Raw genomic sequence first — 17,602 nt, 5'->3', positions numbered from 1 at the left:
CATGGGTTGAAAATTGCAGTTTACATCAGCGTGACGAAATAAAATTACCGCCACACTGACTCGCGAGGCCCGACATGCCGCAGATGCAAAAAGACCGCCCCTGGCTGATCCGCACCTATGCCGGCCATTCCACGGCATCGGCATCCAACGCGCTTTACCGCGCCAACCTGGCGAAGGGGCAGACCGGCCTGTCCGTCGCCTTCGACCTGCCGACCCAGACCGGCTATGACAGCGACCATGTGCTGGCCCGCGGCGAAGTGGGAAAGGTCGGCGTTCCGGTCTGCCACCTGGGCGATATGCGGGCGCTGTTCGATCAGATCCCGCTGGAGCAGATGAACACTTCGATGACCATCAATGCGACCGCACCCTGGCTGCTGTCGCTTTATATCGCGGTGGCCGAGGAACAAGGCGCTGATGTGTCGAAACTGCAGGGCACGGTGCAGAACGACCTGATCAAGGAATACCTCTCGCGCGGCACCTATGTCTGCCCGCCCAAGCCCAGCCTCAAGATGATCGCGGATGTTGCAGAGTACTGCTACACCAACGTGCCCAAGTGGAACCCGATGAACGTCTGCTCCTACCACCTGCAGGAGGCCGGCGCGACGCCGGAGCAGGAGCTGGCCTTTGCGCTGGCCACCGCGCAAGCGGTGCTGGATGAGCTGAAGCCGCGCATCGCCCCGGAGGATTTCCCGGCCATGGTCGGCCGCATCTCCTTCTTCGTGAACGCGGGCATCCGCTTTGTCACCGAGATGTGCAAGATGCGCGCCTTTGTCGATCTGTGGGACGAGATCTGCGAGAAGCGCTATGGCGTTGCCGACCCCAAGTTCCGCCGCTTTCGCTATGGCGTGCAGGTGAACTCGCTGGGCCTGACAGAGCAGCAGCCGGAGAATAACGTTTACCGCATCCTGATCGAGATGCTGGCGGTGACATTGTCCAAGAAAGCCCGCGCCCGCGCCGTGCAGCTGCCCGCCTGGAACGAGGCTCTTGGTCTGCCCCGCCCCTGGGACCAGCAGTGGTCGATGCGGATGCAGCAGATCCTGGCCTATGAGACCGACCTCCTGGAATACGGCGACCTGTTCGACGGCAACCCGGCAGTCGACGCCAAGGTGGAGGAGCTGAAGGAAGGCGCCCGCGCCGAGCTGGCCAACCTGGAATCGATGGGCGGCGCTGTCGCCTCCATCGAATACATGAAGGGCCGCCTGGTCGACTCCAACGCCGAGCGACTGAACCGGATCGAGAAGAACGAGACCGTGGTGGTCGGCGTCAACAAGTGGACTGAGGGCGAACCCTCGCCGCTGCAGACCGAAGACGGCGGTATCATGGTTGTTGACCCGGCGGTGGAGCAGGAACAGATCAGCCGCCTGAATGCCTGGCGCGGCGCACGCGACAATGATGCGGTGCAGTCGGCGCTGGCCGCCCTGCGCGCCGCAGCGCAAAGCGGCGCCAATATCATGGAGCCTTCGATTGCTGCCGCCAAGGCCGGCGTCACCACCGGTGAATGGGCTGAGGAAATGCGCAAGGTCCACGGCACCTACCGCGGCCCGACCGGCGTGTCGGCCTCGGTGTCGAACAAGACCGAGGGGCTGGACGACCTGCGCGATGCAGTCAACGCGGTCAGCGACGTGCTGGGCCGCCGGATCAAATTCGTGGTCGGCAAGCCGGGCCTGGACGGCCATTCCAACGGCGCCGAGCAGATCGCCTTCCGCGCCCGCGACTGCGGCATGGACATCACCTACGACGGCATCCGCATGACCCCGGCCGAACTGGTGGAAGCGGCGCAGAAGGACGACGCCCATGTGGTTGGCCTGTCGATCCTGTCGGGCAGCCACCTGCCGCTGGTGGAGGAAATGATGCAGCGCATGCGCGACGCCGGGCTGGACCACATTCCCGTGGTGGTCGGCGGCATCATCCCGGACGAGGACGCGCAAAAGCTGAAATCCATGGGCGTGGCCCGCGTCTACACGCCCAAGGATTTCGAGCTCAATTCAATCATGAGCGACATTGTCAACCTGGCAAAGCCACCTGAAATTGCAGCAAATTGATATTTAATAGGCAGTTTCCTGCAAATCGCCAAAAAAGATGCTGAAATGCGTCTGGCAATTGGGCCATAAGGAATGACATACCGGCTTTTCCGGTATGTCATTTTTATATGGAGTTCAGAATGACCTTCGATCTTTCAGCTATGAGCAGAAAAGAGCTTCTGCAGCTGCAAAACGATGTTGAAAAGGCATTGCAGGAAGCAGAACTGCGCGAGCGTCAGGAAGCCCTGAAAGCCGCCGAAGAAGCTGCCGCAAAATACGGTTTTTCGCTGGATGAAATCGCCAGCGCATCGCGCCAGGGCGCCAAGAAAACCAAAGCTGCCCCGAAATACCGCAACCCGAACAACCCCGAGGAAACCTGGACCGGCCGCGGCCGCAAGCCGCATTGGGTGCATGCCGCGCTGACCGCCGGCATGGATATCTCCGACCTGGAAATCTGACGCCTAGCGGAGCAAAGCCATGACCATTCATATCGGCGCCGCACCGGGCGAGATTGCCGAAACCGTGCTGATGCCCGGCGACCCGTACCGCGCGAAATGGGCGGCTGAAACCTTTCTGAAAGACGCCCGGCTGGTCAACGAAGTGCGCGGGATGCTGGGCTATACCGGCACCTGGAACGGCCACCGGGTCACCATCCAGGGCAGCGGCATGGGCATGCCCTCGCTGTCGATCTACGCCAATGAGCTGATCCGCGATTACGGCGCAAAAACCCTGATCCGCATCGGCTCCTGCGGCGGCATGCAGGACAAGGTCAAGGTCCGCGACGTGATCCTGGCCATGACCGCAAGCACCGTGAACAGCCCCTCCAGCGGTATTTTCCGCGAGCTGAATTTTGCCCCCTGCGCCGACTGGGGCCTGCTGCAGGCGGCCGCCCAGGCGGCTGCCAAACGCGGCTCAGCCACCCATATCGGCGGCATCTACTCCTCGGACGTGTTCTATGACGAACGCCCCGACCTGAATGAGCAGATGGTGCGCCATGGCATCCTGGGCGTCGAGATGGAAGCGGCGGAACTCTACACGCTGGCCGCCCGCCACGGCTGCCGGGCATTGGCGGTGCTGACCGTGTCCGACCACCTGGGCACCGGCGAGGCCTTGCCCTCGGACCAGCGCGAGCGCAGTTTTGGCGATATGGTTGAAATTGCGCTGGAGGCAGCATTTAGCTGACGTTGCGTGAATTCATTTTTGGCAATGAAAAGGGCAGCGGTTTCTCCGCTGCCCTTTAATATTTCCTGATTGCGAAGCGCCTGGCGGCAACTCGGCTGTTTTCCGATCGGAAGAAATTTGGCAGCACATTCCGGTTAAATGCGAAATTCGCGTGGTTCAGCCGCGGCCATGGCTGCGGTCATAGCCATTGGGCGGCGGGCTTTTCCAATCGCCCAGCGCACCCTCTGCCGGGGCAAAAACTTCGACCAGCATCGGGTAGCAGGCGGCGGTATCGCTGGAATGCTCCGCCGAACAATCCCCTCCCGGACAAGCGCTGAGGCTGCCCAAAAGGTCGATCTCGGCAAAAAACTCCAGGTAATCGCCGGGGCGCACCGGGCTTGCCTTCATGAAATACTGGCCGGTATCGCGGGTGAAGCCGGTGCACATGAAGACGTTCAGGACATCATGCACAAGCGGCTCCGCCTCCGCCAGGGAAACGCCCAGATGATCTGCCAGCGCCCGGGTCAGGTTGGAGTGGCAGCAGTGGTGGTACTGGCTGCCCGCCAGCAGGTTTCCGGTATAGGGGTCGCAGCGGGTGCCGATCACGTCATGCACCGAGCCGCCGAATTCGTCGATACCGTACCAGCCCAGCGTGTCCGCCACGACGGTCGCCATCGGACGCAAATGCGGGAAACTGGTCCACATCCGCTCGCCGGTGGTGATGTGGGTGCCATGAAGGGCGCGGGTCTTGCCGGAATAGAACCGCTCGCTGAGATCGGTCTTGTTCCACAGGTTGAGATCGCCCACCTGCGGCCCCTCGATTGAGGTTATGCGGAAGAAATGCCCGGCGGGCACCTCGAAACAGGCAGCATCGCGGGGCGGCACCCGCACCTCGCCGGTTTTCACCGCGCTTTCCCGCGCCTGGCTGTACAGCGCCAGGTCCGGCACCGGCAGGGTCTCGTTCGGGTAGCAGATCACCGGTTTGACGGCGCGGCGGGCCGCAGCGTCGGCGGGGGCAGCGGGAGTGCTGGACATGGGGGCAAACCTTCCTGTTCGTTTGCCCCATCAAGACCTCATCCCCGCCGCGGCGCAAGCCCTTCGCGCAGCAGGCACCCCTGCAGCTGCAACCGTGCCCTGTCAGGTGCTGCGCTGCGGATTACGGCAGATGCGGGGGGCGGCTTCCCCGGGTTCCACGGCACCGCAAGAGACGCAACGCCAGTGCCCTTCGGACTTGACCTGCCGCCAGCGGCAATTGCGGGTGAGATCCATCGCACGATGGCGCCACAGGAAGTAGCAAAGGACGCCAACCGCAAGGGCAACAACAAGTATCATGCGGCCTGTCTAGCCCTGACGGCACGGCCCTTCAAATGCAAATCCCGCACGAGGACCCCGGCGGCCCGCTTCACGCAGCCTGATAGTATTCGAACAGCTGGTCCCGCTCCGGCGCCTGCCCGCTCTGCACAAGTGTTTCGGGGGTGTAGTAGGCATAGGCCTGCTCCAGCGCCTCCAGCGCGGCGCGGGCAGCTTCGGCTTGCTGCTCTTCCAGAGTTTCTACGGATTTCATCGGGTGGTCTCCTTACTTGCGGCACCATCCTCCCTTACCCCGAAACATAGCCGCTGCCGTCCCCGCACGCACCGGATGTTTTTGCAGCTTTGCCATGCAATTATCGCAAGCCGGCCCGCCCTGTCTTTATCAGCCGATCAGCAGATGCCCGGCCAGCCCCAGCGCAAATCCCGCGACCGCCCCCAGCGCAGGGGCGCTGCTGCGGTTGCTGTGCGCCTTTGGGGCGATGTCCTGAAACAGCAGGTAAAGGATGCCGCCCGCAGCAAAGATCATGATTGCCCCCAGCACCGAATGGGCTTCCGCCAGCCAGACCAGCCCGGCCAGCGCGCAGGCAGGTCCCAATGCGGCCAGCCCCAGAAACAACAGCAGCACGTGCCAGGCCGGGCTGTCGCCGCTCCAGACCTCGCGGAAGGCGGCAAAGCCCTCGGGCAGGTTCTGCAGGAAGATCATCAGCGCCAGCAGCTTGGCGGTGGCGGCATCCGCCACCAGCATCGCCCCCAGCGCCATTGCCTCCGGCAGGTAATCCAGCAGCATCGCCAGCAGCAAGGCGCCGCTGCCCCCGTGACGCTGAAGAACGGCATCGGTCAGATAGAAAACCAAGCCTCCCGCGGCAAACAGGCCAACCGCCCAGACGGGCGGCAGCGCATCGGCCGCTTCCGGCACCAGCACCAGCGCCACTGCCGAGGCCAGCGCGCCGCCGCCAAAGGCCGCAATGGTGTGCAAAACCCGGTCGCGCAGCACCGGGTTGCTAATGTGCTCACACCAGGCCAGAAGCCCGCCCAGCGGCATCGAAAGCCCGGCAAAGCCGGCAAGTAAAACGGCGTAGAAATGCGGTTGCATTCCGGCACCTTAGGGCGGCATCTGCCGCCGCTCAACCTGTTTGGATCAGGTGTTGATGCAGGAGGTCGCCTGCGCCGCCTGCGCCACAGTCACATTCGGCCCAGGCTGCACGTTGCGCAGCACCGTCGCCCCGGCCCCATGGCCCAGGAATTCGGTGCTGATCCGGACCTCTCCGGTGATGCCCGCGGCTTCGATACAGCCTGGGATCCTGGCATCCGTCGCCGCCAGCTGGCCGCCGATCCGGTCGTGATCCGTTGCCGTCATGCAGCCCGCCAGAAGGGTCAGCGCACCCGCGGCACATCCAAGTAACTTCATGCCCGAAATCCGTTGTCTGCTGAAAACATGCCCCCGGTTTCGCAGGAAACCGGGGGCCATGCAATTTTCATCACTCGAAACGGCGGATCCTCGCGGACTGCCTGCGGCACTCAGACCGCGCGTTCCACCATCATCTTCTTGATATGCGCAATCGCCTTGGCCGGGTTCAGGCCCTTGGGGCAGGTCTTGGCGCAGTTCATAATGGTGTGGCAGCGGTAGAGCTTGAACGGATCCTCCAGCTGGTCCAGACGCTCGCCCGTGGCTTCGTCCCGGCTGTCGATGATCCAGCGGTAGGCGTGCAGCAGTGCGGCCGGCCCAAGGTAACGGTCGCCGTTCCACCAGTAGCTCGGACAGGAGGTCGAACAGCTGGCGCACATCACGCATTCATAGAGGCCATCGAGCTTCTTGCGGTCCTCGATGGACTGCTTCCACTCTTTCGCCGGGCGGTTGGTCTTGGTCTCCAGCCACGGCATGATCGAGGCATGCTGGGCATAGAAATGCGTAAGATCCGGGATCAAGTCCTTGACCACCGGCATATGCGGCAGCGGGTAAATCGCCACATCGCCCTTGATCTCATCCATGCCATAGATGCAGGCCAGCGTGTTGATGCCGTCGATGTTCATCGCGCAGGAGCCGCAGATCCCCTCGCGGCAGGAACGGCGGAAGGTCAGGGTCGGGTCGATCTCATTCTTGATCTTGATCAGCGCGTCCAGGACCATCGGGCCGCAGCTGTCCATGTCGACGAAATAGGTATCGACCCGCGGGTTCTGGCCGTCATCCGGGTTCCAGCGGTAGATCTTGAACTTGCGCACATTGCTGGCGCCTTCCGGCTTGGGCCAGGTCTTGCCAGTGGTGATCTTGGAGTTCTTCGGGAGGCTGAATTGAACCATGGTCTGTCTCCTTAGAACGTCCGCGCCTTGGGCGCGATTTTCTTGAGGCTGATGCCGCCTTCGTCTTCGGTGGTCAGCGGATCGGTGATCACCGGACGGTAGGACAGATCAACCTTGTTGCCCTCCACGCGGGAGACGGTGTGGACGCGCCAGTTCTCGTCGTCGCGGGTGGCGTAATCCTCATGCGCATGCGCACCGCGGCTTTCCTTGCGGGCCTCAGCGCCGACGATGGTGGCCAGCGCGTTCGGCATCAGGTTGGTCAGCTCCAGCGTCTCCATCAGGTCGGAGTTCCAGACCAGCGAGCGGTCGGTCACCTGCAAATCGTCAAGCTTGGCCGCAATCGCGGTCATCTTCTCAACGCCTTCCTTCAGGGTCTTGTCGGTGCGGAACACCGCCGCGTCCGCCTGCATGGTGCGCTGCATTTCCAGCCGCAGGTCCGCGGTCGGGATGCCGCCCTTGGCGCTGCGCAGGGTGTCGAAGCGGTCGAACGCCTTGTCGACAGAGGCCTGGTTCAGCACCGGGTTTGCCGCGTCGGCGTCCACGACCCTGCCCGCGCGGATGGCGGAGGCACGGCCAAAGACCACCAGGTCGATCAGCGAGTTGGAGCCAAGCCGGTTGGCGCCGTGCACCGAGGCGCAGCCCGCCTCGCCCACGGCCATCAGGCCGGGCACCACGGCGGTCGGATCGTCGGTGGTCGGGTTCAGCACCTCGCCCCAGTAGTTGGTCGGAATGCCGCCCATGTTGTAGTGCACGGTGGGCAGAACCGGGATCGGCTCCTTAGTCACGTCGACACCGGCAAAGATCTTGGCGCTTTCCGAAATGCCCGGCAGCCGCTCCGCCAGCGCCTCGGCCGGCAGGTGGGACAGGTTCAGGTGGATATGGTCGCCCTCGGCGCCCACACCGCGGCCCTCGCGGATTTCCATGGTCATGGAACGCGAGACATAATCGCGCGGCGCCAGATCCTTGTACTGGGGCGCATAGCGCTCCATGAACCGCTCGCCCTCGGAGTTGGTGAGGTAACCGCCCTCGCCCCGCGCGCCCTCGGTGATCAGGCAGCCGGAGCCGTAGATGCCGGTCGGGTGGAATTGCACGAACTCCATGTCCTGCAGCGCCAGGCCTGCCCGCGCCACCATGCCACCGCCGTCGCCGGTGCAGGTATGCGCCGAGGTGGCGGAGAAATACGCACGGCCATAGCCGCCGGTCGCCAGCACCACCATCTTGGCGTTGAACACATGCATGGTGCCGTCATCCAGCTTCCAGCACACAACGCCCTGGCACTGCCCGTCCTCGGACATGATCAGGTCGATGGCGAAATACTCAATGTAGAATTCCGCGTTGTTCTTGAGGCTCTGGCCGTACAGCGTGTGCAGGATCGCGTGGCCGGTCCGGTCGGCAGCAGCGCAGGTGCGCTGCACCGCCGGGCCTTCACCGAATTCGGTGGTGTGACCGCCGAACGGGCGCTGGTAGATCTTGCCTTCCTCGGTGCGCGAGAACGGCACGCCGTAGTGCTCCAGCTCGTAAACCGCCTTGGGCGCCTCGCGGGCCAGATATTCCATCGCGTCGGTGTCACCCAGCCAGTCGGAACCCTTGACGGTGTCATACATGTGCCACTGCCAGCTGTCCGGGCCCATGTTGCCCAGGGAGGCGGCAATACCGCCCTGCGCCGCCACGGTGTGGGAGCGGGTCGGGAACACTTTGGTCACACAGGCCGTGCGCAGCCCCTGTTCCGCCATGCCCAGCGTCGCGCGGAGGCCAGCCCCGCCGGCGCCAACCACGACCACGTCATATTCATGTGTTTCGTATTCGTAAGCAGCCATTGAAAAAGACCTCGGGGAGTTACAGGGCCAGGCGGATCAGCGCATAGGCGCTGGTCGCGGCGACGGCATAAGACAGGCAGTTGACCAGGATGATCGTCAGGCGGCCTTTGAAGCCGTGGACATAGTCCTCGATCATGATCTGGGCGCCGGATTTGAAGTGCATCATGCCGACCCAGATGGTCAGCGCCGCCACGAGTGCCGGGAACGGGCGGGAATAATAGGCGGTGATCTCCTCATAGGAGCCGCCCAGCGCCGGACCGAAGGTGAAAACAAACAGCGGCACCAGGATCAGCAGGGCAATGGAGCTCACCTGCATCGACCAGTGATGGCTGGTTCCGGATTTTGCAGCGCCCATGCCAACGGCGCGTTTGCGGTCAGTCAGATATCGCATCGCGTGTGTCCCCAGCTTAGACGATGATAATGGTGAGTACGGTCAGAACCGCCGAGCCGATCACGACAATCCAGCCCAGCTTCTCGGCCTGCTCCAGATCCAGCATATAGCCGTTGTCCCAGATCAGATGCCGGATGCCGGCCAGCGTGTGGTACCACAGGCCCAGCACCGACAGGGTCATCACCAGATCGCCGAACCAGCTGGTCAGCAGGCCGTTGGCGATGGCGAAGTACTCGGGCGAGGTAGCGGCGGCCAGGAACCACCAGGCGATCAGCAGCGCGGAAACGATCAGCGCGTTGCCGGTGATCCGCGTCAGGATCGACGTCACGGAGGTCAGCTGCGGGCGGTAGACCTGCAAATGCGGCGAAAGCGGGCGGTTGCCCCGATTGACATCGGCCATGTTGGCTCCTTTTCAGGTTGGCTGACGACGTTTTAGCCGATTTTTACGGCGTGTCACCCGAGTGATCGGTTAAAAACGGCAGGTTTCTCGCCTGTTGGCGCTAAAACGCCACGGCTTGTGATCACAGCAAATAATTAGTGATCACAAATCCGCCGATTGAAAATTTTTTGCAGAATCAGGGCCCCTTCTGCAAATCACTGCAAAGATACAACCGCCCTCCCCGTCCCCGCAGGCAGCGCCGCGGTCTGCCGTGCCACCTCCCGCACCAGCTTCTTGCGGATGCGCGACGGGTAGTCGGCAAAGCTTGCGGCAGAGACCACAAAGGCCCCCTCGCCGCGGATTACATTCTCGAAGAAATAGGCGGTCAGATCCGGCTCGCTCTGCTCGATTGCGATGGCATTCACCGTCACATCGGCCGCCGCCAGGGCCGCATGCGCCGCCCGCGGCTCGACCCCTTCGTTGGAGAACCCGTCGCCGGAGACATCAATCACCCGGCGCTTGCAATGCGCCACCGCCGGAAACTGCTCCAAGGCCAGGAACAGCGCTTCCCCCACGGCGGTTGAATAGTTGCGCCAGGGCCGCGGCGCCTGCTCGATCCGCTGCGCCAGCGCCTCGACATCAGCGAACGTCCGAACCTCCACCCAGGGCAGCGACACCTCCTGGCGCGACTCCCCGGACCACTGCATCAGCAGCACCTGGGCGCGCGCCTTGACCAGCGCCTCGGACACCACCCCGTCGCGCAGCCCCGCTGCCAGTCCGTCCATCTGAATGCGGTATTCATCGGCATCAACAGAGCCGGAGACATCCACCGCCAGCACCAATGCCAGATCGCAGGCCGCTGCTTTCACCGGCCAGAGGGAGAGCATGGAGAAAACCAGAAGCTGCAAAACCCGCATGCCGCCAGCTTAAGCGGCAATCGCGGGAAAGGTCATCACAATTCTGCCAGCCCGGAAAATCCGCCGCCTGTTTCTGGCCGAAAATACTCCGGGGATAAGCGTCCAAAGCGCGAGGGGGCAGCGCCCCCTGCCCGGTCACTTCGGCATCAGCGCCCAGTAGTCCAGATCCAGCAGCACATCCGGCAGGTACTTGCCGTCCTCGCCCTTCAGCTGGAACGGCTCGCCGCCCTTGGTGGCCACCAGCCGCAGCCGGATCGCGCCGACACCGGGCGCCGCGGTGTCGGCCTTGTCCAGCACCTCCGACCAGGCCCGCACGGTCAGCCCGGACAGGCAGGGGTTGGCATGCGCCCCGCCATTCAGGCCGACGATCATCTGCGCATTGGCGAGGCCGTTGAACGACAGCGTGCGCGCCATCGAGATCACGTGGCCGCCATAAATCAGCCGGGTCCCGTCAGGCCGCGCGGTATTGTCGAAATGCACCTTGGCGGTGTTCTGCCAAAGGCGGGTCGCCATCATGTGCTCTGCTTCCTCGATGGTGACGCCATCCACATGGTCGATAGTCTCGCCCACCTCATAGTCGCCCCAACGGTGCGGCTCGCCGGCCAGGGTGAAATCGTAATTGCTGAAGTCCAACCCCGCAGGGATCACCAGTTGGTCCGCCGGAATCACCTTGTTAAGCTCGGGGATCACCGTCTCCGGCGCCGGGGCATCCAGGTCGCGTTTGCGCACCATCACCCAGCGCACGTATTCCATCACGCATTCGTCGCGCTGGTTCAGGCCGCGGGTGCGCACATAGACCACGCCGGACTTGCCGTTGGAGTTCTGCTTGAGCCCGATCACCTCGGACTCAGAACGCAGCGTATCGCCGGGATAGACCGGCAGCAGCCAGCGGCCCTCGGCATAGCCGAGGTTCGCCAGCGCATTGAGGGAGATGTCCGGAACCGTCTTGCCGAACACCACATGGAAGGCCGCCAGATCATCCAGCGGCGCCGAAGGCAGACCAGAGACCCGGGCAAACTCATCCGAAGAATAGAGCGCATGGCGCGCCGGGTAGAGCGCATGGTACAGCGCACGCTCGCCGCCCGACACCGTGCGGGGCACCGCGTGGCGGATCACCTCGCCCACGGTGTAATCATCGAAAAACCGGCCCGGATTGGTCTTGGCCATCAGTGCTCTCCCAGTTTGGTCTCAGGGGTGTAGGTTCCGTCCACTTCCTTCACCACCGCCTGGCCGCAGCGCATGATGCCCTTGACGGGATCAAAGGCCTGGGCCGGGCTGCCGTGCAGCTCCCAGCCTTTGTTCAGCGCATCGGTCACCTTGTGGCAAAATGCAGAGGTGTCGTCCTCGGACAAAAATCGGTACAGTTTCATGGCTTCCTATCCTGCTCCTGGGCCTAGCCGCCAAACGGCGACGGGCCAACAAGGCCGTGGACGTAGCCGATCACCGCCATCAGGACAATCGAGGCGGCAAGGAACATCCCGTCCTTGGCAATCGCGCCCTTCGGTCCCGGCTGCCAATCAGGCTCCGACCGGTTGATCACGATCTTCTCGGCAATGGACCAGGCCCACAAGCCGCCGAACAGCACAAAGGACGCCGGATCCCAATTGACCAGCAGGTGCGCCAGCGCCCACAGGCCAAAGCCCGTCAGCATCGGGTGGCGCATCTTGTAGAACAGCGCCCCCTTATGCGGGCCGGGGCTCATGAAATAGATCGCAACCAGCACCAGCAGGTTGTTGATATGTGTCAGGAACGGCGGAACCAGCGCCAGATCGAAGCTTTCGGCGGAGCGGTAGCCCAGCACCATCAGCACCACACCGGCCACGAGCACCAGCGCCACCACGCCGCGCCCGCCATTGCCCATGGAGGCGCGCATGTCCGGCGCCAGGCGTTTGAACAGGTGGCCGCCCCACCACAGCAGAAGTCCCAGGATCAAAAGCGCCATATCAGCCCCTCTTAGATGTTAAGCTGATTAACACCTATGCGGAAAGCGCGGCGATTGCATCCGCTTTTGCCAGAATCTCACGCGCCGTTACAACATGCAGGTTCTCGACTATCTTGCCGTCGACCACGGCAACACCCTGCCCTGCGGCCCGGGCCTCATCAAATGCGGCAATCTGGCGGCGGGAGGTGTCGATCTCGCGTTCGGTCGGAGCAAAGGCCGCATTGGCCACCTCAACCTGCGCCGGGTGGATCAGGGTCTTGCCGTCAAAGCCCATGTCTCTGCCTTGCGCGCATTCCGCGGCCAGCCCCTCGACATCCTTGAAAGCGTTGTAGACACCATCGACGATCACCAGCCCCTCGGCCTTGGCCGCCAGCAGGCACAGGCCCAGACCTGCCATCATCGGCATCCGGTCGGGCCGGTAGCGGGTCTGCAATTCCTTGGCCAGGTCATTAGTGCCCATCACCATGCCCTGCAGCTTGGGATGCGCCGCAATTGCCGCGGCGTTCAGCATGCCGCGCGGGGTCTCCATCATCGCCCACAGCGGGATATCGCCGGTGATTTCCGCCAGCGCGTCCAGATCCTCCGGCGCGTTCACCTTGGGCAGCAGAATCGCGTCGCAGTCCATCCGCGCCGCTGCCGCCGCATCGCCGCGGCCCCAGGGCGTGTCCAGCCCATTGATCCGCACGATCTTCATCCGCGTGCCATAGCCGCCGGCCTTCAGCGCCTGGGCCAAAGTCTCGCGGGCATTGGTTTTTTCATCGGCCGAGACCGCGTCTTCCAGATCAAAGATCACCGCGTCCACCGGCAGGGTTTTGGCCTTCTCCAGCGCACGCGCATTGGAGCCGGGGATATACAAAACCGAACGGTAAGGGCGCGCACGCGGGTCCATAGAGCCTCTCCAAAAGTTATTTTGTTGCGTAAAGCGGTACAGATTCGATTGTATACTTTCAAGTACAATTCCGCCGCAGCGCAGCGTAAGCTTTCACGCATTTGCAGCAAGCACTTGATAACAAGTGTGAATTTTCAGCGCACGCCTGGTTAACCACTTATCAGCACCTGACCGGCACACTGAAGGGCACCAAGGCACAGGACCCCGCCGCCCCACCAGGCCGCACCTGCTGCCCGCAGGCATGGGGCCTGCAAAATCGTACCGCGTCACACACCGGCCCTAACAGGGGCACCGGGGGCCGCCATCCGGCACCCCGCCCTGTCCGGCCGTTCCGGAAAGGGTAAAACGAGATGAAAAAGACCTATCTTGCACTCACGCTGGCCCTGGCCGCATCTGCCATGGCCGCCGCTCCCGCCGCCGCGCAAAGCCGCAACTGCGCCCCGCGCGACGCGGTGGTGAAACGGCTGGCCGAAAAATACGGCGAAAGCCGCCAGAGCATCGGCATGGGCCAGCAGGGCATGGTGATGGAGACCTTTGCCTCTGCCGACACCGGTAGCTGGACCATCACCGTCACCACCCCCAACGGCATGACCTGCCTGGTGGCCTCCGGCCAATCCTACGAAGTTCTGGCAGAGGCCCTGCCGAACACCGACAGCGACGCCTGAGCAGGCATTGAGGCAGGTTTCCAGGCTGCATGTTCCGCGGCCGGGGATGCCGCAGCGGGCTGCGCCTGGGCATAGAACTCAGGTCAGCCCGTCCCAGATCAGCTTGGCGCCGGTCACCGTCAGCAGCACATAGGTGAGCGCAAAGAACCAGCGCTCCGGGATCGAGTGGTGCAGCTTCACCCCCAGCCAGGCCCCCAGCAGGGCAAAGGGCGCCAGCATCAGATCCAGCGTCAGGGTCTCGCGGGTGAACATCCCCAGCCCGGCATAAGGCACCGCCTTGGCAATGTTGATGGCCCAGAAGATCAGCACAGTGCTGGCCTGATATTCGGTCTTCCGCAACTTGAGGCTGAGGAGATAAACCGCCGCCGGCGGCCCGCCTGCGTGGCTGACAAAACTGGTGAACCCCACCGCCAGCCCTGCCAGCGCACCCGCCCCGGTGGACAGCGGCACCTCCGCGGCCAGCCGCAGCCCCAGCCGCGCCCGCAGCTGCCACAGCACAAAGCCGACGGAAACCACGCCGATCAGCACCCGCATAACATCGGCATCCACCGCCGCATACAACCACGCCCCCAGCGCAACACCGGGCAGCCCGCCGCCGATCAGCAGCAGCGCAGCACGCAGATTCCAGCGCCCCCAGTAGGGTCTCAGCGTGGCTGCGTCGATCAGCATCAGCAAGGGCAGCATCAGCGCCAGCGCGGTGCCCGGCTCCAGCACCAGCGCCAGAATCGAAGCCGAGGCAAAGGCGGCGCCGGAACCGAAACCGGCCTTGGACACGCCCGCAAAAACGACCGCGGGAATGGCAAAAACGAAAAACATCGCATCAAATGCTGCCATCACCTGCCCTCCGAAATGCCCAGATTACAGACGGTTTAGCGGTATCAGCACGGTATACACAAGCATACAGCGCCGAATGCCGCAGTGCAGAACCCTTGCACGGCCCGGTTTTACGCCGTAGGCATCAGGAAATTTCAACCGGACCGGAGACATTTTCCAATGGCACGACCCAAAATCGCCCTCATCGGCGCAGGTCAGATCGGCGGCACCCTCGCACATCTCGCAGCCCTCAAGGAACTGGGCGACGTCGTTCTCTTCGACATCGCCGAAGGCATCCCCGAAGGCAAGGCGCTGGACATCGCAGAATCCGGTCCCTCCGAGGGCTTCGACGCCTCGCTGAAGGGCACCCAGTCCTACGAGGACATTGCAGGCGCCGACGTCTGCATCGTCACCGCCGGCGTGCCGCGCAAGCCGGGCATGAGCCGCGATGACCTGCTGGGCATCAACCTCAAGGTGATGAAATCCGTGGGTGAAGGCATCCGCGACCACGCGCCGGACGCTTTCGTGATCTGCATCACCAACCCGCTGGACGCGATGGTCTGGGCGCTGCGCGAATTCTCCGGCCTGCCCCACAACAAGGTCTGCGGCATGGCAGGCGTTCTGGACTCCGCTCGCTTCCGCCACTTCCTGGCTGAGGAATTCGGCGTCTCCATGCGCGACGTCACCGCATTTGTGCTGGGCGGCCACGGCGACACCATGGTGCCGTCGGTGCGCTACTCCACCGTTGCCGGCATCCCGCTGCCCGACCTGGTCAAGATGGGCTGGACCACCCAGGAGCGCCTGGACGCCATCCTGCAGCGCACCCGTGACGGCGGCGCCGAAATCGTCGGCCTGCTGAAAACCGGTTCCGCCTTCTACGCGCCGGCCACCTCCGCCATCGAAATGGCTGAGGCCTATCTGAAAGACCAGAAGCGCGTGCTGCCCTGCGCCGCCTATTGCGACGGCGAGCTGGGCGTCAAGGACATGTATGTCGGCGTGCCCACCGTGATTGGCGCCGGCGGCATCGAGAAGGTGGTGAACATCCAGCTGAACGACGAAGAGCAGGCGATGTTCGACAATTCGGTCAACGCCGTGAAGGGCCTGGTCGAGGCCTGCAAAGGCATCGACGCCTCGCTGGCCTGAGGCCCGCAGCACCCGGAAATCAGAGAGGCCCGCTTCCGGCGGGCCTTTTCTTTTGCCGCGGCGCCGCCGCTCCTGCGGCTGCCGCTTTTGATCTATGATGCGGCGGGCGCAGCCCTTGGGTCCCGGCTCGAATCACCCGCATCAAGGCTTTGTTAATTTGTGATCACACCCCCAAAACCCGTGATCACAAAACCCGGAAATCTTCGGCATTTCTCCGCTGCCTGTCAAAAAACCCTTTAACACTTGCCTTTAACACGGCCTATTGAGCAGCAGACAATTGCAGCCAGACGGGACAGTTTCAGATGAACATCCACGAATATCAGGCCAAAGCCCTCCTTCGCAGCTACGGTGCCCCGGTGTCCGACGGACGCGTGGTGCTGCGGGCCGAAGAAGCCAAGACCGCCGCCGGTGAACTCGACGGCCCGCTGTGGGTCGTGAAGGCGCAGATCCACGCAGGCGGCCGCGGCAAGGGCTCCTTCAAGGAAGCCGATGCCGGCGAGAAGGGCGGCGTGCGCCTGACCAAATCGGTGGAGGAAGCTGCCGAAGAAGCCAAGAAGATGCTGGGCCGCACCCTGGTGACCCATCAGACCGGCCCGGCGGGCAAGCAGGTGAACCGCATCTACATCGAAGCCGGCTCCGGCATCAAAACCGAGCTGTACCTGGCCCTGCTGGTTGACCGCCAGACCTCGCGCATCTCCTTTGTCTGCTCCACCGAGGGCGGCATGGACATCGAGGAAGTGGCCGCCGCCACCCCTGAGAAGATCCTGTCCTTCTCCGTCGACCCGGCCACCGGCTACCAGGCCTACCACGGCCGCCGCATCGCGTTTTCGCTGGGCCTGGAAGGCGCCCAGGTCAAGCAGTGCGTCAAGCTGATGGGCCAGCTCTACAAGGCCTTCGTCGAGAAGGACATGGAGATGCTGGAGATCAACCCGCTGATCATCGGCGACGACGGCAACCTCAAGGTGCTGGACGCCAAGGTCGGCTTTGACGGCAACGCGGTCTACCGCCACGCCGACGTGGCCGAACTGCGCGACACCACCGAGGAAGACCCGAAAGAGCTGGAAGCCTCCAAGTACGACCTGAACTACATCGCGCTCGACGGTGAGATCGGCTGCATGGTGAACGGCGCCGGCCTGGCGATGGCCACCATGGACATCATCAAGCTTTACGGTGCTGAGCCTGCCAACTTCCTCGACGTCGGCGGCGGCGCCACCAAGGAGAAGGTGACCGAGGCCTTCAAGATCATCACCTCCGATGAGAACGTCAAAGGCATCCTGGTGAACATCTTCGGCGGCATCATGCGCTGCGACGTGATCGCCGAGGGCGTGGTTGCCGCTGTGAAGGAAGTCGGCCTGAAGGTGCCGCTGGTGGTCCGCCTCGAAGGCACCAACGTCGAGAAGGGCAAGGAGATCATCAACACCTCCGGCCTCGACGTGATCGCCGCCGACAACCTCAAGGACGGCGCCGAGAAAATCGTGAAGGCGGTTAAGGGGTAAGAATGGGACTTTTGCCTGTGCCAGGCCTAATCGGTCTGCCACAGGCAAGACTAACTGGGTGCATAACGGAACTTAAGGAAACATATGCGCGCTCTTCTTTTTGTTATCGGGTTTTCTCTGATCATTGGCACGATCCAGAAACTGCTCGGAAAATCGAAGGGTAAACTGGCCGCAATCACACTTGGCCAAATCGCAGTTTCGTACGGGCTTTTCTGGCTCGCAATCGGTTCCAGCCCCAATGCTCCATTTGCAGGACAGGCAATTGCCGCATTACTTGCAGCCCCCATCGCAATGAATATCGTCAGCGGGCTTTATTTCGCTGACAAGCTTAGCAAGCAGAAAGGCTGAAAATGGCAGCC

21 protein-coding genes are annotated in these 17,602 nt (G+C 63.1%); 7 read left to right on the top strand and 14 right to left on the bottom strand.

The genetic code is table 11. The annotated features are described in order from the left end of the window. Positions 1-74: 74 nt before the first annotated feature. The 3 genes from AB1A62_RS10300 (at position 75) to deoD (ending at position 3,203) form a co-directional block, all read left to right on the top strand. Positions 75-2,042 (top strand): protein meaA, encoded by a 1,968-nt coding sequence (locus AB1A62_RS10300; RefSeq protein WP_366661401.1) that lies wholly within the window; start codon positions 75-77, stop codon positions 2,040-2,042. A 119-nt stretch (positions 2,043-2,161) separates the two neighbouring features. Beyond that, positions 2,162-2,479: an H-NS histone family protein gene (locus tag AB1A62_RS10295; RefSeq protein ID WP_366661400.1), complete on the top strand. Its 318-nt coding sequence runs from the start codon at positions 2,162-2,164 to the stop codon at positions 2,477-2,479. A 19-nt stretch (positions 2,480-2,498) separates the two neighbouring features. Then, entirely contained in the window at positions 2,499-3,203 is a 705-nt protein-coding gene (gene deoD / locus AB1A62_RS10290) for a purine-nucleoside phosphorylase (protein WP_366661399.1), read from the top strand. A 156-nt stretch (positions 3,204-3,359) separates the two neighbouring features. Here deoD and AB1A62_RS10285 read toward each other — a convergent pair whose 3' ends face one another. The 13 genes from AB1A62_RS10285 to AB1A62_RS10225 all read right to left on the bottom strand — a co-directional run bounded on the left by AB1A62_RS10285 (position 3,360) and on the right by AB1A62_RS10225 (position 13,126). After that, positions 3,360-4,217, bottom strand: coding sequence for a DUF1989 domain-containing protein (locus AB1A62_RS10285; RefSeq protein ID WP_366661398.1), 858 nt, complete (start codon positions 4,215-4,217; stop codon positions 3,360-3,362). Positions 4,218-4,584: 367 nt separating this feature from the next. Beyond that, positions 4,585-4,746 carry a hypothetical protein gene (locus tag AB1A62_RS10280; RefSeq protein ID WP_366661397.1) on the bottom strand — a complete coding sequence of 54 codons (162 nt, stop codon included), beginning with the start codon at positions 4,744-4,746 and terminating at the stop codon, positions 4,585-4,587. A gap of 129 nt (positions 4,747-4,875) precedes the next feature. Then, on the bottom strand, positions 4,876-5,586 hold the full coding sequence (locus tag AB1A62_RS10275; RefSeq protein WP_366661396.1) for a divalent cation transporter: 711 nt from the start codon (positions 5,584-5,586) through the stop codon (positions 4,876-4,878). 45 nt (positions 5,587-5,631) lie between these two features. Then, a complete protein-coding gene (locus AB1A62_RS10270) occupies positions 5,632-5,901 on the bottom strand; it encodes a hypothetical protein (protein WP_366661395.1) in 270 nt (89 codons plus the stop codon). Positions 5,902-6,011: 110 nt separating this feature from the next. After that, a complete protein-coding gene (locus AB1A62_RS10265) occupies positions 6,012-6,791 on the bottom strand; it encodes a succinate dehydrogenase iron-sulfur subunit (RefSeq protein ID WP_366661394.1) in 780 nt (259 codons plus the stop codon). 11 nt (positions 6,792-6,802) lie between these two features. Further along, positions 6,803-8,608 (bottom strand): succinate dehydrogenase flavoprotein subunit, encoded by a 1,806-nt coding sequence (gene sdhA / locus AB1A62_RS10260; protein ID WP_366661393.1) that lies wholly within the window; start codon positions 8,606-8,608, stop codon positions 6,803-6,805. 19 nt (positions 8,609-8,627) lie between these two features. Further along, the gene (gene sdhD, locus AB1A62_RS10255; protein WP_366661392.1) at positions 8,628-8,999 is read right to left on the bottom strand and encodes a succinate dehydrogenase, hydrophobic membrane anchor protein; all 372 of its coding nucleotides are present in this window, start codon (positions 8,997-8,999) and stop codon (positions 8,628-8,630) included. A 16-nt stretch (positions 9,000-9,015) separates the two neighbouring features. Continuing rightward, complete coding sequence (sdhC, locus tag AB1A62_RS10250) at positions 9,016-9,399, bottom strand: succinate dehydrogenase, cytochrome b556 subunit (protein ID WP_366661391.1); 384 nt, start codon at positions 9,397-9,399, stop codon at positions 9,016-9,018. A gap of 194 nt (positions 9,400-9,593) precedes the next feature. Continuing rightward, complete coding sequence (locus AB1A62_RS10245) at positions 9,594-10,295, bottom strand: DUF1194 domain-containing protein (RefSeq protein ID WP_366661390.1); 702 nt, start codon at positions 10,293-10,295, stop codon at positions 9,594-9,596. A 135-nt stretch (positions 10,296-10,430) separates the two neighbouring features. Continuing rightward, entirely contained in the window at positions 10,431-11,462 is a 1,032-nt protein-coding gene (locus tag AB1A62_RS10240) for a MaoC family dehydratase (protein ID WP_366661389.1), read from the bottom strand. Beyond that, complete coding sequence (locus AB1A62_RS10235) at positions 11,462-11,665, bottom strand: DUF1737 domain-containing protein (RefSeq protein ID WP_366661388.1); 204 nt, start codon at positions 11,663-11,665, stop codon at positions 11,462-11,464. Before AB1A62_RS10235 ends, AB1A62_RS10240 begins: the two co-directional genes overlap by 1 nt. Positions 11,666-11,688: 23 nt before the next feature. Next, positions 11,689-12,237, bottom strand: coding sequence for an NnrU family protein (locus AB1A62_RS10230; protein WP_366661387.1), 549 nt, complete (start codon positions 12,235-12,237; stop codon positions 11,689-11,691). A gap of 34 nt (positions 12,238-12,271) precedes the next feature. After that, positions 12,272-13,126 (bottom strand): CoA ester lyase, encoded by an 855-nt coding sequence (locus tag AB1A62_RS10225; RefSeq protein ID WP_366661386.1) that lies wholly within the window; start codon positions 13,124-13,126, stop codon positions 12,272-12,274. Between the two features lie 350 nt (positions 13,127-13,476). Between AB1A62_RS10225 and AB1A62_RS10220 the strand changes: the two genes are divergently transcribed. Then, on the top strand, positions 13,477-13,791 hold the full coding sequence (locus AB1A62_RS10220; protein ID WP_174146117.1) for a hypothetical protein: 315 nt from the start codon (positions 13,477-13,479) through the stop codon (positions 13,789-13,791). 78 nt (positions 13,792-13,869) lie between these two features. Here the strand turns inward: AB1A62_RS10220 and AB1A62_RS10215 are convergent, their stop codons facing one another. After that, positions 13,870-14,625, bottom strand: coding sequence for a sulfite exporter TauE/SafE family protein (locus tag AB1A62_RS10215; RefSeq protein WP_366661385.1), 756 nt, complete (start codon positions 14,623-14,625; stop codon positions 13,870-13,872). Positions 14,626-14,784: 159 nt separating this feature from the next. Here AB1A62_RS10215 and mdh point away from each other — a divergent pair, with 159 nt between their 5' ends. The 3 genes from mdh (at position 14,785) to AB1A62_RS10200 (ending at position 17,591) form a co-directional block, all read left to right on the top strand. Next, positions 14,785-15,747 carry a malate dehydrogenase gene (gene mdh, locus AB1A62_RS10210; protein WP_366661384.1) on the top strand — a complete coding sequence of 321 codons (963 nt, stop codon included), beginning with the start codon at positions 14,785-14,787 and terminating at the stop codon, positions 15,745-15,747. Positions 15,748-16,049: 302 nt separating this feature from the next. Next, a complete protein-coding gene (gene sucC, locus AB1A62_RS10205; protein WP_366661383.1) occupies positions 16,050-17,243 on the top strand; it encodes an ADP-forming succinate--CoA ligase subunit beta in 1,194 nt (397 codons plus the stop codon). A gap of 84 nt (positions 17,244-17,327) precedes the next feature. Next, positions 17,328-17,591: a hypothetical protein gene (locus AB1A62_RS10200; protein ID WP_366661382.1), complete on the top strand. Its 264-nt coding sequence runs from the start codon at positions 17,328-17,330 to the stop codon at positions 17,589-17,591. Positions 17,592-17,602: the final 11 nt, after the last annotated feature.

Origin of the sequence: Leisingera sp. JC11 (genome assembly GCF_040704725.1) — a bacterium.
Classification (GTDB): domain Bacteria; phylum Pseudomonadota; class Alphaproteobacteria; order Rhodobacterales; family Rhodobacteraceae; genus Leisingera.
This window is presented reverse-complemented; position numbering and strand designations above follow the sequence as displayed.

What these genes read in the sequence shown, in the direction of transcription:
- AB1A62_RS10300 (WP_366661401.1), top strand. Translation starts at nt 75, where the DNA reads ATGCCGCAGATGCAAAAAGACCGCCCCTGGCTGATCCGCACCTATGCC.
- AB1A62_RS10295 (WP_366661400.1), top strand. Translation starts at nt 2,162, where the DNA reads ATGACCTTCGATCTTTCAGCTATGAGCAGAAAAGAGCTTCTGCAGCTG.
- deoD (WP_366661399.1), top strand. Translation starts at nt 2,499, where the DNA reads ATGACCATTCATATCGGCGCCGCACCGGGCGAGATTGCCGAAACCGTG.
- AB1A62_RS10285 (WP_366661398.1), bottom strand. Translation starts at nt 4,217, where the DNA reads ATGTCCAGCACTCCCGCTGCCCCCGCCGACGCTGCGGCCCGCCGCGCC.
- AB1A62_RS10280 (WP_366661397.1), bottom strand. Translation starts at nt 4,746, where the DNA reads ATGAAATCCGTAGAAACTCTGGAAGAGCAGCAAGCCGAAGCTGCCCGC.
- AB1A62_RS10275 (WP_366661396.1), bottom strand. Translation starts at nt 5,586, where the DNA reads ATGCAACCGCATTTCTACGCCGTTTTACTTGCCGGCTTTGCCGGGCTT.
- AB1A62_RS10270 (WP_366661395.1), bottom strand. Translation starts at nt 5,901, where the DNA reads ATGAAGTTACTTGGATGTGCCGCGGGTGCGCTGACCCTTCTGGCGGGC.
- AB1A62_RS10265 (WP_366661394.1), bottom strand. Translation starts at nt 6,791, where the DNA reads ATGGTTCAATTCAGCCTCCCGAAGAACTCCAAGATCACCACTGGCAAG.
- sdhA (WP_366661393.1), bottom strand. Translation starts at nt 8,608, where the DNA reads ATGGCTGCTTACGAATACGAAACACATGAATATGACGTGGTCGTGGTT.
- sdhD (WP_366661392.1), bottom strand. Translation starts at nt 8,999, where the DNA reads ATGCGATATCTGACTGACCGCAAACGCGCCGTTGGCATGGGCGCTGCA.
- sdhC (WP_366661391.1), bottom strand. Translation starts at nt 9,399, where the DNA reads ATGGCCGATGTCAATCGGGGCAACCGCCCGCTTTCGCCGCATTTGCAG.
- AB1A62_RS10245 (WP_366661390.1), bottom strand. Translation starts at nt 10,295, where the DNA reads ATGCGGGTTTTGCAGCTTCTGGTTTTCTCCATGCTCTCCCTCTGGCCG.
- AB1A62_RS10240 (WP_366661389.1), bottom strand. Translation starts at nt 11,462, where the DNA reads ATGGCCAAGACCAATCCGGGCCGGTTTTTCGATGATTACACCGTGGGC.
- AB1A62_RS10235 (WP_366661388.1), bottom strand. Translation starts at nt 11,665, where the DNA reads ATGAAACTGTACCGATTTTTGTCCGAGGACGACACCTCTGCATTTTGC.
- AB1A62_RS10230 (WP_366661387.1), bottom strand. Translation starts at nt 12,237, where the DNA reads ATGGCGCTTTTGATCCTGGGACTTCTGCTGTGGTGGGGCGGCCACCTG.
- AB1A62_RS10225 (WP_366661386.1), bottom strand. Translation starts at nt 13,126, where the DNA reads ATGGACCCGCGTGCGCGCCCTTACCGTTCGGTTTTGTATATCCCCGGC.
- AB1A62_RS10220 (WP_174146117.1), top strand. Translation starts at nt 13,477, where the DNA reads ATGAAAAAGACCTATCTTGCACTCACGCTGGCCCTGGCCGCATCTGCC.
- AB1A62_RS10215 (WP_366661385.1), bottom strand. Translation starts at nt 14,625, where the DNA reads ATGGCAGCATTTGATGCGATGTTTTTCGTTTTTGCCATTCCCGCGGTC.
- mdh (WP_366661384.1), top strand. Translation starts at nt 14,785, where the DNA reads ATGGCACGACCCAAAATCGCCCTCATCGGCGCAGGTCAGATCGGCGGC.
- sucC (WP_366661383.1), top strand. Translation starts at nt 16,050, where the DNA reads ATGAACATCCACGAATATCAGGCCAAAGCCCTCCTTCGCAGCTACGGT.
- AB1A62_RS10200 (WP_366661382.1), top strand. Translation starts at nt 17,328, where the DNA reads ATGCGCGCTCTTCTTTTTGTTATCGGGTTTTCTCTGATCATTGGCACG.